This window comes from Kineothrix alysoides (genome assembly GCF_000732725.1).
Lineage (GTDB): Bacteria > Bacillota > Clostridia > Lachnospirales > Lachnospiraceae > Kineothrix > Kineothrix alysoides.
The window spans coordinates 1,156,059-1,168,980 of record NZ_JPNB01000002.1 but is presented as its reverse complement, the minus strand read 5'-3'; the positions used below and the strand labels follow the sequence as shown (position 1 = coordinate 1,168,980).

Here is a 12,922-nt window from a genome sequence, read left to right as displayed (position 1 = left end):
AAAGGAGGAAGCAATGAAAAAAACAAGGAAAGAGAAAAAAATCAAATTATCTAAGAAACACGGTATCATAAGACAAATCAGCGTTGCCTTTATCATTCCCATTCTCTGCGTTATACTCGTAGGCGTACTTGCCTACTCCCAGGCAGAAAAAGGTATAAGGGAAAAATATGAGGATTCCTCTCTGGCTGCCATAAAAATGATCGATCAGTATATTGATCTGGGTCTTCAACTGGGAGAAGCCGAAGCCTTGAAATATGCCAACGATCCTAACATGAATAAGTATTATCTGGGTCTGTACGAAGGGGATAACTCCAAGAAGATACAGACCATTGACAGCATGAAATCCGGCATGGAGTCCGCACGTACTACCAATAAGTTCATTCATGACATACATATCATCACTCAGCCCGGCGTTATTATGCAGACTACAAAGGATATGAAAAAGGGGAGCGGCACCGGCTTCTACGATGAGTTGGAGACGGAGATTCAGGAAACCTGCGGTTCCGGCATATTCTCTGCCTGGCTGGATTCCCACGCTATCATTGATGAGAGGCTGGGGACGAGTACGGAAGATTATCTTCTTTCCTACTACTGCGCTTCTAACAATTCAAAGGCGGGAGTTGTTGTTGATATAAGCAAAAACATGATCCTGGACATTCTGGATAAAACAGATATTGGCGCAGGCAGTACGGTGGGGCTTATAACAAGCGGCGGCAGAGAAGTGGTTACCGGCAGCGAGCTGGATTTTACCCTGACAGACGGTGATTTTTATAAGCAGTTTCAAAATTCCGGTGAAACACAAACTACCGGTTACATAAAAGAGGGAGGCATGAGCTATCTTCTCCTTGCCTCCAGGAACAATATCGCGGATATCGTCGTATATGCCTTAATACCAAAAGATATTGTGACTGAGAAAGCAAACAATATTAAAACCATTACCATTCTTCTCGTTATTTTATCCTGTGTCATCGCCAGCGTTCTCGCGGCTTTGATTTCTATAAAAATCAGCAGAAGAATGAAGCTTATTATGGCAGGTCTTGACAAGTCTTCTTCCGGAGACCTTACGGCTGAGATAAAAATCCGGGGAAATGATGAATTCAGCAGTATAGGGCAGAGCGTTACCCAAATGTTAGAGCATATGCGTGTTTTGGTTCACGACTTTAAGGAAAGTGTTTCCCGGGTATCCGAAACCTCCGGCGAAGTTAAAAATACTTCCGATACGGTAAACAGCCATTCCGGCGATATCAATCATGCTATCGAGGAAATCCGGCAGGGAATCGAAAACCAGAGAGAAAACGCCAACGAGTGCCAGCAGAAAATGGATTTGTTGTCCGGGGAAATAAAAACGGTATTGCAGGAAGTAGGAAAAATAGAGACCTTTGCTTCTTCCAGCCACGAAATGATCAAATCGGGAGTACTGCAGATGAATTCGCTGTCTCACAGCTCGGATTCCACCTCACAGGTTACGGCAAAGGTCATTGACAACATTTCCTATTTGTCTCAGAAAGCGAAGTCCATCGAAGCATTTATCGGCATTATCAACGATATTTCAGAGCAAACCACGCTCCTTTCCTTAAACGCTTCCATTGAAGCTGCCCGCGCAGGTGCCGCAGGCCGCAGTTTCTCAGTGGTCGCAGAGGAAATACGCAAGCTTGCGGACAATTCCCTGGAAGCGGCGGAACAAATTCAAAATACAGTAAATGACATCATGGCCCAAATGCAGGAGACTACGAGCAATGCACAGGAAGCGAAGGAAATCGTTGGCGAGCAGGAGAAAGGTGTTAAAGAAATGGCCGTCATTTTCGATAAGCTGAGTCTCGGAATGACGGAACTCATCATGAGCGTAGATGAAATAAGCCAGAACGTGGAAAGCGTAAACGCTGGACGCCATGCGACCAAGCTTGCCGTCGGAAGGATTACCGAGGTTACTGAATCCACCTCCGACTCCGCCGCCAAGGTAGGTATACTGGCAGATGAGCTTTTGATAAATGCGGAGAAAATGGATTCTATATCTCAGAACTTGATGGAGGATATGGATACGCTGGAGAAGAAGATGGAACATTTTGTGGTAGAATAAGATGAATTTTTCTACGGATTTTGTCTGCCAAAAACACCTCCCGGCATCGCAGAAGTCATGCGTTGCTGAGAACGGAGTGAACAGTAACGAATAGTAACCGGTGCTTAACAACATATCGTAAATAACATTTACAAAACAAACTTTGTAATGTATAATTACCAAAGTAATAAAGCACCGAATAAACCGAAGATCTGTTTTCAGATACTTCGCTTCATAGGTGTGTAACATGATGATAAGGGGTTTCCTATACTACGGTGTTTGTTTACAGGCACTTTTGTTGGGAAACTCTTTTAAAGTGACAGGAAAGCGGGCTAAGGAGAAACTAATTGAAATGAAAAAAACACTTGTTATTTTAGTAAAATACCTATCGAATCTTGGTCTTCGCAGAATTCTATGTATGTTCGCAGGGAATACTCTGCTTGGTATCGGAATTGCTTTTTACCGCCATGCGGCATTGGGCAATGATCCTTTTTCTGCAATGACATTATCTTTGTCCATGAGGACTCCTTTAAATTACGGAACTTTTCTTTTGTTATTTAATTTATTCCTTTTCAGCTTTCAGTTCTTTTTTGGAAAAAAATATATTGGAATCGGAACATTGGTTAATTGGACCCTGGTCGGCTATGTGGCAGATTTCTGTATGTATTTGGATACCCATTACATTACACTCTCTGATACTTATCCGGTTCGGCTGATCGTTCTGCTGTCTGCTATTCTTATATCGGCAATGGGCGTATCCCTTTATCAGACTTCAGCCTCAGGCATCTCCCCCTATGATTACCTTTCGCTCGGACTATCAGAACAAGCTCATTTGCCTTATCTTTTCTGTCGTATCGCTTGTGACGGAACCGCAGTAATTATAGCTTTAATTGTAGGCGGGTTAGTTGGCATCGGAACTTTTCTCACGGTTTTGATGCTTGGACCTTCGATACAGTTTTTTACAAGGAATGTTTCAAAGAAATTACTAAAGCAAGTTTAAATTAAGAAACTGCAAATAAAGAAATCGAATTGATGAAAATGTTGTAAATGCTAAACGTGCCCCTTATAATGGTAGATGAAGCGATAATAAGCTTAAGATTATAGTTAAAATAAAAGAAAAGGGAAAGGTGCAAAAAGTCATGAAAGAATTTACATCCAACATGGAAGCGATTCAGTATTGCATTACAAACAAGTATTTTTCTCTTGCGCATCTTTACAGCGATGAAAAGCCATTGGACATGCATATACACGACTGCTACGAGATTTATTATTCTATATCCGGAGGCAAGCAGTTCTTGATCGATAACCGGTTTTATACGATTGAGCCGGGAGATATTTTCTTTATTAACCAGTATGAAAGCCATCACCTGACACAGATAGATGCCCGCATTCACGAGAGAATTGTTCTCTCCATCCATCCCGATTATTTAAGTCGTATTTCTTCTAAAATAACCGACTTAAGCCACTGCTTTACTCACAGAAATGCTGATTATCCTCATAAATTTCATCTCGATTCCGATTTGGGTAAACGCTTTATTTATCTGATACATAAAATAGCGGAAGCCGAAGGCTTCGGCACAGATTTGACGGAGCGTTCGGCTCTTACGGAGCTCATGGTATTTTTAAATAAGTTTTTTGATGAATCCTGCCACCGCAAATATAAGGAAGCGGTCACAACAAATCATGCTCAGGTGGATGATATTCTTTCTTATATCAATCAACATATTTCTGAAGACTTGACGCTTGAGATGCTGTCGGAATACTTTTACTTAAGCGGTTCTTACTTGTGCCGTATCTTCAAGTCCACCACCGGAACTACAATTAACAAATACATTACCGCGAGAAGAATTACCATCGCAAAAGCTCTGCTAAATGAAGGGCATTCCGTGACGGAGACCTGTGAAAAATGCGGTTTTAACGACTATAGTAACTTTTTAAAATCCTTTACCAAAGCAGTGGGCATATCTCCGAAGAAATATGCCCGGTTTAATTCCTGAGCAAGAAAGGGCCATAGTATGAAACTAATACTTTTATTGTCAGCTCTTTTTTTCTGCTTGCAGGCTGTGGAAAAGAAGTCAAGGCGAAGCAGGCAGAATATATGCAAATCACTGCCGATGAGGCCAAGTCAATGATTGATGGTGAAGAGGAACTTATCGATAAGGACTCATCTGCCTTTCCATACCGTTCTTGTGGTCGCAGAACCACTATACGCTGCCGAGCTGTATTCATCTGCAGGGTCAGCGGTTCGGAAGGAATGTGCGCATTGCGCTGGGCATCAACGGCCTGATCATGCATTTGGAGGAGGAGCTTACGCTGGATGCAATTGCAAATAAATTTTTCGTAAGTAAGTATTATATTTCCCATATTTTCAAGTATAATATCAGCCAGGTGTATCAGTCTTTTGGCTTCAGGGATTATTCCAGTTTTTATAGAGCGTTTAAAAAGGAATTCGGAATTTCTCCAAAGGAATTTAAGGAGTTGAAATTTAAACCGGAAGGACGGTAATGGACATCCTTTGGATGTGTATAAGAAAGATAGTATTACATGAATACAATAGGTTATGTATGTTAAATTAAGGAGGAAACAGATGAAAGAAGAAGCAAACAATATTAATCAAATCGATCGCCGCAATGAACCGCCAAAAACAATAGATGAGTATATTGCCGGACAACCGGAGAGCGTTCAGCCGCTTTTGTATCTGGTAAGGGATACGATCCGGACTGCGATTCCGGACGCAGAGGAGCGTATATCATGGCAAATGCCCACTTATTGGAACAGACACAATATAATTCATTTCGCATCGTTTAAAAATCATATTGGAATATATCCCGGTGAGAAGGCTATGGCGCATTTCTTACCAAGACTTGGAGAATATAAAACGAGTAAAGGTGCATTGCAGCTTCCGCATAGCAGGCCGCTTCCTCTGGAGTTAATTGCAGAAATTGCAAAATGGGGCTATGAAATAGAGAAAAATTAGCTTTTACAAGTCATTAATAGGAGAAGTTGGGTTTCGATGTCAGCCTTATTTGCAATTTGAAAGGAATGGACTCCCTTCTTCATATGCTCCATCCCTATACGTTAATTACAGAAAGCGAGCAGCCCGAGTTGAGCAAAAGGCTGCAGTTTTATTTAGAGGAAATCAGCCGTGAATACAACACAAAATCTCCCTTTGCGGAAGCTTATGTTTATTCTCTTATGATACGCTTTTTTGTCACTCTGGGAAGTGTCAGTCTGAACGCTAACATCCGGTTCCCAGGCATTACTAACAGCAAACAGCATGAATATGTGGAGAAGTTCATGATGGTCTGCAACTATATTACCGATCATTGCACGGAAAATATAAGGTGGACGACCTCGCCGATTTGGCAGGGTTTTCCAAGTTTCATTTCGCCAGATTATTTAAGCAGTTTTCCAATATGTCGTGCTATGATTATTTAACGCAAAAGAGAATCGCACATGCAGAAAGACTTCTTATTAAGCCTGATATTTCTATTACCGAGGTTGCAATGCAGTCGGGTTTTAACAGTCTTTCCACCTTCAATCGAATATTTAAAGCGGCAAAGAATTGTACTCCATCAGAGTATAAGAATTTAAATTATAAGGCAAAAAAACAAAAGCGGGGTTAACGTTAACGGCAAATCAAATACAGGATAAAACAAGCAACAGGAGCCGTCAGTGGCTCCTGTTGCTTGTTTGGAGTACTATATTAATCACTTGCAGGTATATGACCGAAGAATAATCTGAGTTTTTTGCAGCCTTCAGAATTAAGGGGATAGTTCCCTATTACCTTTCCGTTTTCAAAATGCAATACATGGTTACAGCACTCCATGACAAGCTCCAAATCATGCGTAATTACAAAAACGGTTTTTCCTTGCATTTTCAGGCGTTCTATATTTAATGCGACCTCTTTCATATGATATATGTCAAGGCCGCTTGTAGGCTCATCAAAAATAATAATCTCCCGTTCGCTTCCAACGGCCCCGGCGATCGCTACTCTTTGCTTCTGCCCTCCGGAAAGCGACATAGGGTGTAATTCCTTCAAAGGAAGCAGATCGAGGCTGTCAAGAATATGCCCGGCCGATGCTTCCTGCTCATTTTTCATACTGAGCAGCACTTCATCCAGCACGCTCTCAGTAAAAAGTTGATGATTTACATCCTGCATTACCATATAAGATTTTTTCAGTAACTGTTTTGACCGCAGCGCTTGATTTTCTTCTTCCACCGTTCCGCCGAAATTTTTCTCCAACCCACACAGGCACCGGGCAAAGGTGGATTTCCCTGCTCCGTTTTTTCCTACTATAGCAATAATAGCATTTCGAGGAATCGAAAAATTCTTCATGTTAAGTGCCGCCCTTGTGGATGCGGCATGCTTGTAAGAATAGGAAAACCCTAAAAGAGTCATAGTCTCATTCGATTCAGGCATTGCAGCGTACTTTCTTACTATACCTGAAAGGGAAAGAGGGCGCAGTCCCATCTCCGTGAGCTTCTCCGGAGGGAGAGCCCTGAATGCGCGGGCGGTATATTCTCCTGCAATTACTCCATCTTTCATATATATCACACGGTCAATCAATTCCCTCAGATAATATAGCCGGTGTTCGGCAATGATAATAGTTTTTCCTTTTCTTTTCCATATTTCAATGATCCTGCGCAGTTCCTCCACCGCATCCGTGTCCATATTGGAAGATGGCTCGTCCAGCACAAGTATGGGAGGATCGCATGCAGCGACGGACGCACAGGCGATTTTCTGTTTCTCCCCACCGGAGAGCTTAAAGATGCTCCGATTCATTAAACTTTCAATTTTAAACTCTCGCACTGTTTGATCGATCCGCCGGAAAATCTCAGGAACGGGAAGAGCCATGTTTTCACAGCCAAAGGCAATTTCGCTGGTAGTGCTGACACTAAAAAATTGAGAACGAGGATTTTGAAAGACCGAACCCACCAGCCGGGATGTCTCGTGCAATGGCAGTTCATGGATTTTTTGTTCGCCGATCAGAACCTCTCCGCTCATCTGTCCCTCATAGTAATGGGGTATCAGTCCATTTATCAGCCGGGTCACCGTTGTTTTTCCACAGCCGGACTCACCGCACAGCAGTACCACTTCGCCTTTGCCAACCGACAGATTGATGTTTCTTATTCCGCGCTCCGATTCACTTCCTGCATAGAAAAAGGATACATCCTTCAAATTGATCACGTACATCCCTCCTTCTACAAAATAAAAAACAGTATTGCAGCCGTCGTCGCCCAGAGGCCAAACACAGCATCCAATACGCCAAATCCGATTTTATATATGTTGGTGCGCTCTCCTGTGATGCGCAGTCCTCTTGTGACTGCCGCCGCCGACAGCTCGTTGCCAATCCCTACAATCGACATCATCAGGGGAACAAGCCTGTATTCCAGCACCGCCAAAGGACTCCCGCGAAAACCGATACCGCGCATGCGCATGGCGTCATTGATCGCACAGGATTCTTCAGCAATAGTTGGAAAGAAGCGAAATAAAACTGCAAACGGGATAATAATTTTTCTCGAAACATGCATCCGTTCCATTGCAGCAATAAATGCGCTGACTTCCATTGTCCTGACCAAATAGTAGGCCATGATGACAATTGGAACGAACCTGCTTAGCATCTGTGTAGTAAAGCGCATCAGAAGGCCCCACGCTCCGGCAGCATATGCGGTAAGATAGATTTCTGCCAGTTGACCTGCCACATATAAGACAGCGTAGATAAAGCCCTGCCTCCACATCCCGGTGCTGCACAGCAGAGCAAAGGGTACTGCCGCCAGTGCCCCTTTTGCGATCAGTTGGCAGCCGCTGGGATTGGTAGAGAATATGACGATATTTATGAGTAGTAAAAGATATATCTTAGTCCGCGGGTCAAGCTGTATATCTTTTGCCGCTTTCATTAACTCAGGCTGCGGCATCATACGATTCCTGCCCTTATAAAATGTTTTTTTAGCACAGTTTTACCTAAATATGCTCCAATGACGGCTGCGACTGCCGTCAGAACGATAAGCAGCACCAGCATCCAGCCGGTGATCAGAGACTCCAGCGATCCGGCAAAAGCGATGCCCTGCATATCACGCACCATTTCAAAATAACTGTCTTTCATAATCCACATAGGAAGCATCGAGCCGATTATCCATTCGCTGAACACACAAAAGCACACAACCATATGCTTCCAGCTCTTATACTCTCCGGCCTTGCATATCAAGTCTGCAAGCAGGCCGCAGAGAAGGCCGGTGGCAATTGAATACCAACCCTGCCCAAAAGCAAAATTCAAAATTCCCAAAAGCACGCCCATAATGGTAATCATGCCAAAGGTCTTGGTCCTTGTCAAAAAGAGAACAAAGGGAATCCCGCAAAGAAGAGCAACCACAAGCGGAAACAGTACTGAAAAGATGGGAATATACCCCAAAAAGCCAGCAACAATCAATAAGATATAATAAATTGCGGTGAAGATTCCTACGTTGATCAAATCCTTTACATCCAGTTTTTTCTTTGTCATTCCGATATCCTCCATAAAATGATAAATTAGCGTTACGTGCCGGCAATTTTCCAGCCCACGGCTTTTTCACGAACATGAATAAAGTCCGCATAGAGTCCTTTTTGCGCAAACAGCTCATCATGTGTGCCTGTCTGCACGATTTTCCCCGCATCCAGCACGATGATCTGATCGGCATTTCGTACCGTTTTGAGACGGTGCGCAATCATAATCACAGTCTTGTCTCTTGTCAGTGACCTAATTGCCTTTTGCAGATCATTTTCGTTTTCCGGGTCTACATTTGCAGTCGCCTCATCCAATATGATAATGGGTGCATCCTTCAAAAGCGCACGGGCGATGGAAATGCGCTGCTTTTCTCCGCCGGAGAGCGTGGCGCCGCCCTCGCCGATGACCGTGTTATAGCCGTTCGGCAGCCGGCTTATAAAATCATGACAGCAGGCCTTTTGTGCAGCTTCTCTGATTTCTTCCATGGTCGCTTCCGGCTTTCCAAGCCGGATATTATTGGCGATTGTATCATTGAACAAATATACCTGCTGAAAAACCATGCTGATATTTCGCAGGAGACTGTCCAGCTTGTATTCCCGAATATCTATACCGCCCAAAATAATGCTGCCTTCGCCCACATCCCAAAAACGGGCGATCAAGTTGCACAGTGTGGTCTTTCCGCTGCCCGACGGCCCGACGATCGCTGTGGTCGTTTTCGCAGGTATCGCAAGGCTAACATGGTCGATAATAGTTTTTTCACCATAAGAGAAAGATACATCATTGAAAACAATGTCCATATTAGCAGGTTTTTGTTGTATCCCCTCGAGATCCATAACAGGGGTTTTCTGTATTTCATTCACCCGGTCAATGGAGGCGTCAATCAGACGCAGGAAGGCCGACATACTGCCGCCGCTCTCCAGCTCGCTGAATACAATAAAACCGGAAAGAAGCATCAGCAGACAGATTGAAAGATCCATAGCTCCGTAAAGATACAGTACTACCGACAGAGTAATCATAATTGTGCTGATAACGCGCAGGACAAGCTGCTGCATGGCCATAAAAGGGATGGTACTTTTTTCAAGACCAATGTTTCTTCGCTCGCTGTCGGCAATTGCCCGGTGGATTTTTTGTCCGGCTGCCGCCTCCATTCCGAAGGATTTTACAACACTCATTCCCTGTATGTATTCCAGCACCGCATCCACCAGCTCGGCTTGGGCCTCCTGCCTGATCTGTGATGCTTTGCGTGCGCGCTTGTGAAGCAAAATGTTAATAAGCAGAAACAATACCAACCCTGCCATAGCGATCAGCCCAATCTTCCACTCGAAGATAATCAGCGCAAGGGTTATGACAAAACCGTGAATAAGGCCGTTAAGATAGCTGACGATGATACGCGGCGCGGTATTTTCAATGTCCTCCATGGTAGAAGTCGCAGCAGCAGTGATGTTGCCCAGACTATGGCTGTTAAAATGCCCCATAGGCATCAGCTTCAGCCGGTCACCAATCTGTATACGCTTATCTCCGCTCATAATATAACATCCGAAGGACTGGCTGTTTTGAGCCAGATGCCGCATAACAATCGTGCCTATGATACTTACCAGCATGATTCCCAGTGCGGACAGTGCCGTCGTATGGGTCACGGAGTCCGTGGCAATCCCGCGCAGCACGATGGCGATGGCAAGAAGCTGAGTGGATGCAAAAACGGACTTGAACAAGGTAAAGACGATACTTTTCACCCATTTTGGCTTCTGGCTGTCCGCAAACCGGAAGAACTTTTTGAATATATCAAGCAAGGATATCCCTCCCCTCAATATCTGCTGCGTAAGCATCCCGCACTTCCATGTGTGCGGCAAACATACGGCGGTACAGTTTACAATCCTTCAGAAGTAACTCATGCGTTCCTTCTGCCAGAACCCTGCCATTTTCAATGACCACGATTTTATCCGAATCGGTAATGGTGGACAAGCGGTGCGCAATAACGATCAGCGTTTTGCCGTGGATGAGCTTGGATACCGCCGCTTGAATCACCGCCTCGTTTTCCGGATCGGTGTAGGCGGTTGCTTCGTCGAAAATAATAATGTCTGCATCCTTAAGCATGGCCCGGGCAATAGCAATACGCTGCCTTTCTCCACCGGAAAGGTGCCCTCCGGCTCCACCGGCGGCGGTCTCGTAACCGTGTTCCAGCTTCATAATAAAGTCATGGCAGCCCGAAGCCTTCGCAGCAGCTTCGACCTCCTCGTCCGTGGCACTTGGTTTTCCCATTCGGATATTGTTGCGGATGGTGTCGTTAAACAGATAGTTGTCCTGCGATACATAGGCAATCTCGTCCATAATCTGTTTAAGCGGTATATCACGGACATCTGCACCGCCCAGCATAATGCGCCCTGCGCTTACATCCCAGAAGGAGGCTATGAGCTTTGCAATGGTGGACTTTCCTCCTCCGGACGGTCCGACGAAGGCTGTAATCGAACCCTTCTCAATTTCTAAATTTACATCGGAGAGTACCTCCTCCTGCCCATAAGAAAAGCAAACATGTTCAAGCACAATATCCCGGTTTACCAGCTTTTTATTTTCCTTAGGACGGTTTAGTTCCGGCAAATCCAGCACTTGTCCCACTTCTCTCACAACAGCACCGATTTTCGCGATATCATCCGTATACATCATGGCGGATAAAATTGGAGCAGAAATGCCAAGGGACAGGATTGCAATCGTAATAAACTCTCCGCCCCCCAACGAACCATCCATGTAAAAAAGACATCCGACGGGCAATACGCCCACCAGCACAGCCGGCCAGACCCCCTGCGAAATGTCTGAATACACCTGTGTAGAGCGAATCCAGTCCAAAACTACGTTTACATTTTCCTTTACCGAATCGGTGAACTTCGCATAAGACTTTGCGGATTGATTGAAGGCTTTGATAACCTCAATACCGTTTATGTATTCTACCATGGTTGCGCTCATATGCTTACCTGCCTTCATAACACCGGCGTATTTTTCAGCATAATCCCGCATCATCATCATGTAGAAAATAAACCCAAGTGGAAGTGTGATAAGCGAAATAAGCGCCATACGCCAGTCCAGAATAAACATGTATATGATAATACCAAACGGAATCAGAAGGTTGGAGGTCATTTCCGGCAGCACATGCGCCAGCGGCGTCTCCAGACTGTCCGCCTTTTCCACAATGATGTTCTTGAACCCTCCGGATGGCGTTTCAAGTACATATCCCATGGGGATGCGGGCCAGCTTCCGGGCCAGTTTGGTGCGTACCTCCGCGATGACTGAAAATGTTGCCTCGTGAGACAGGGCAGTCGACCAGTTCATGCAAATGGTTTTGAGGATAAGCCCGGCCCCCGAAATGCCGCACCACATCAGATAAAATCTCATATCGCTCCTTGCCCCGGTCAGCAAGTGAATGATAATCTGAGAAACTCCCACATAAGGAATCAGTCCCCCGGCAACACCGACGGCCGCAAGAATCATGGAGGCAATATATTTTCCCTTATGATGCGATGCGAACCTCATAAGCCTTCTGAGCGGGCTTTGCTCTTTTTCTTTTTTCAAGTGTATTCACCCCGTTTTTTTGCGAACGATTTCAGTTAGTGTTAACTAACCCATAAAATGAAAAATTCGGGGACGAATCCCCGGCATTTCATTTTATTAGTTCCATTATTAAACCATGCCCTCCATACCGAAGGCCTTTATCCAACCAGGATATAAAAATTCCATCAGTGTTTTTGCCTGTGCAATAGCCTTTTCCCGCGGATAGTCGTGAATGACTACTTCAAAAACAGAAGCAACATAGCCGCTTACGAGCATGTGAAGCTCATCCTGCGAAATATCCTTTACCGAAAAACCTCTGCTTCGCAGCTCGTCCATCAGTTTCGTCATTTCCCTGACTTCCATTTCCGAGATATCATGCATAAAGCTCTGGTACTTTGTACCATCCGAACAAGTTAGCAGGAGTTTGAATTCCTCAAAATGGTCATAAATAAAGTTTATATATTGCAGGCCCTCCTCTTCGGAGACTTCCCAGAACTTTTTGATTTCTTCCGTATCCAGAAGCTCATAGCTGCGCTGCATGGATTCTTCATAGTTGCGAAGATATATATCCACGAGGGGGGCCACCAGTGCATCGAACATAGCTTCCTTACTTTCAAAATGACGGTATAATCCTGCCGCGGACATATTCGCATCAGCGGCAATCTTGCGCAGGGAAGCTCGTTCGAAACCCTTATCTAAAAATTCCCTTTTCGCGCACGGAATTATTTTTTCCAGTGTTCCGCTCTTATCCTTTGGCATTTCATCACTCCCATTTAGCGAACACAGTTAGCTAACGTCGTTTATGTTAGCATATGAATTTATGTTTGTCAATAGAACTGAA

The 12,922-nt window shown here is 44.5% G+C and carries 11 protein-coding genes and 1 pseudogene; 6 read left to right on the top strand and 6 right to left on the bottom strand.

Features of this window, described 5'->3' with window-relative positions:
* Positions 1-13: 13 nt before the first annotated feature.
* The 6 genes and pseudogenes from CC90_RS0116295 to CC90_RS25310 all read left to right on the top strand — a co-directional run.
* Entirely contained in the window at positions 14-2,077 is a 2,064-nt protein-coding gene (locus CC90_RS0116295; protein ID WP_031391804.1) for a methyl-accepting chemotaxis protein, read from the top strand.
* Positions 2,078-2,408: 331 nt separating this feature from the next.
* Entirely contained in the window at positions 2,409-3,056 is a 648-nt protein-coding gene (locus CC90_RS0116290; RefSeq protein WP_051869698.1) for a YczE/YyaS/YitT family protein, read from the top strand.
* 139 nt (positions 3,057-3,195) lie between these two features.
* Positions 3,196-4,053, top strand: a complete 858-nt coding sequence (locus CC90_RS0116285; protein ID WP_031391802.1) for a helix-turn-helix transcriptional regulator — start codon at positions 3,196-3,198, stop codon at positions 4,051-4,053.
* Positions 4,054-4,312: 259 nt separating this feature from the next.
* The gene (locus tag CC90_RS0116280; RefSeq protein ID WP_031391801.1) at positions 4,313-4,561 is read left to right on the top strand and encodes a helix-turn-helix domain-containing protein; all 249 of its coding nucleotides are present in this window, start codon (positions 4,313-4,315) and stop codon (positions 4,559-4,561) included.
* 82 nt (positions 4,562-4,643) lie between these two features.
* On the top strand, positions 4,644-5,033 hold the full coding sequence (locus CC90_RS0116275; RefSeq protein WP_031391800.1) for an iron chaperone: 390 nt from the start codon (positions 4,644-4,646) through the stop codon (positions 5,031-5,033).
* Between the two features lie 436 nt (positions 5,034-5,469).
* A pseudogene (locus tag CC90_RS25310) lies at positions 5,470-5,682 on the top strand (helix-turn-helix domain-containing protein); the annotation flags it as partial.
* Positions 5,683-5,762: 80 nt separating this feature from the next.
* On the opposite strand, the gene CC90_RS0116265 reads toward CC90_RS25310, so the two are convergent.
* The 6 genes from CC90_RS0116265 to CC90_RS0116240 all read right to left on the bottom strand — a co-directional run bounded on the left by CC90_RS0116265 (position 5,763) and on the right by CC90_RS0116240 (position 12,840).
* A complete protein-coding gene (locus tag CC90_RS0116265) occupies positions 5,763-7,247 on the bottom strand; it encodes an ABC transporter ATP-binding protein (protein WP_031391799.1) in 1,485 nt (494 codons plus the stop codon).
* Between the two features lie 14 nt (positions 7,248-7,261).
* Entirely contained in the window at positions 7,262-7,978 is a 717-nt protein-coding gene (locus tag CC90_RS0116260; protein WP_081906032.1) for an energy-coupling factor transporter transmembrane component T, read from the bottom strand.
* Positions 7,975-8,559: an MptD family putative ECF transporter S component gene (locus tag CC90_RS0116255; RefSeq protein WP_031391797.1), complete on the bottom strand. Its 585-nt coding sequence runs from the start codon at positions 8,557-8,559 to the stop codon at positions 7,975-7,977. Before CC90_RS0116255 ends, CC90_RS0116260 begins: the two co-directional genes overlap by 4 nt.
* A gap of 32 nt (positions 8,560-8,591) precedes the next feature.
* The gene (locus CC90_RS0116250) at positions 8,592-10,331 is read right to left on the bottom strand and encodes an ABC transporter ATP-binding protein (protein WP_031391796.1); all 1,740 of its coding nucleotides are present in this window, start codon (positions 10,329-10,331) and stop codon (positions 8,592-8,594) included.
* Positions 10,324-12,102, bottom strand: a complete 1,779-nt coding sequence (locus CC90_RS0116245; RefSeq protein ID WP_051869690.1) for an ABC transporter ATP-binding protein — start codon at positions 12,100-12,102, stop codon at positions 10,324-10,326. Before CC90_RS0116245 ends, CC90_RS0116250 begins: the two co-directional genes overlap by 8 nt.
* 108 nt (positions 12,103-12,210) lie before the next feature.
* Positions 12,211-12,840, bottom strand: a complete 630-nt coding sequence (locus CC90_RS0116240; protein WP_031391794.1) for a TetR/AcrR family transcriptional regulator — start codon at positions 12,838-12,840, stop codon at positions 12,211-12,213.
* Between the last annotated feature and the right edge of the window lie 82 nt (positions 12,841-12,922).

Coding starts and splice junctions, on each gene's coding strand:
- CC90_RS0116275 (WP_031391800.1), top strand. CDS start 4,644: ATGAAAGAAGAAGCAAACAATATTAATCAAATCGATCGCCGCAATGAA.
- CC90_RS0116295 (WP_031391804.1), top strand. CDS start 14: ATGAAAAAAACAAGGAAAGAGAAAAAAATCAAATTATCTAAGAAACAC.
- CC90_RS0116255 (WP_031391797.1), bottom strand. CDS start 8,559: ATGACAAAGAAAAAACTGGATGTAAAGGATTTGATCAACGTAGGAATC.
- CC90_RS0116240 (WP_031391794.1), bottom strand. CDS start 12,840: ATGCCAAAGGATAAGAGCGGAACACTGGAAAAAATAATTCCGTGCGCG.
- CC90_RS0116290 (WP_051869698.1), top strand. CDS start 2,409: ATGAAAAAAACACTTGTTATTTTAGTAAAATACCTATCGAATCTTGGT.
- CC90_RS0116260 (WP_081906032.1), bottom strand. CDS start 7,978: ATGATGCCGCAGCCTGAGTTAATGAAAGCGGCAAAAGATATACAGCTT.
- CC90_RS0116285 (WP_031391802.1), top strand. CDS start 3,196: ATGAAAGAATTTACATCCAACATGGAAGCGATTCAGTATTGCATTACA.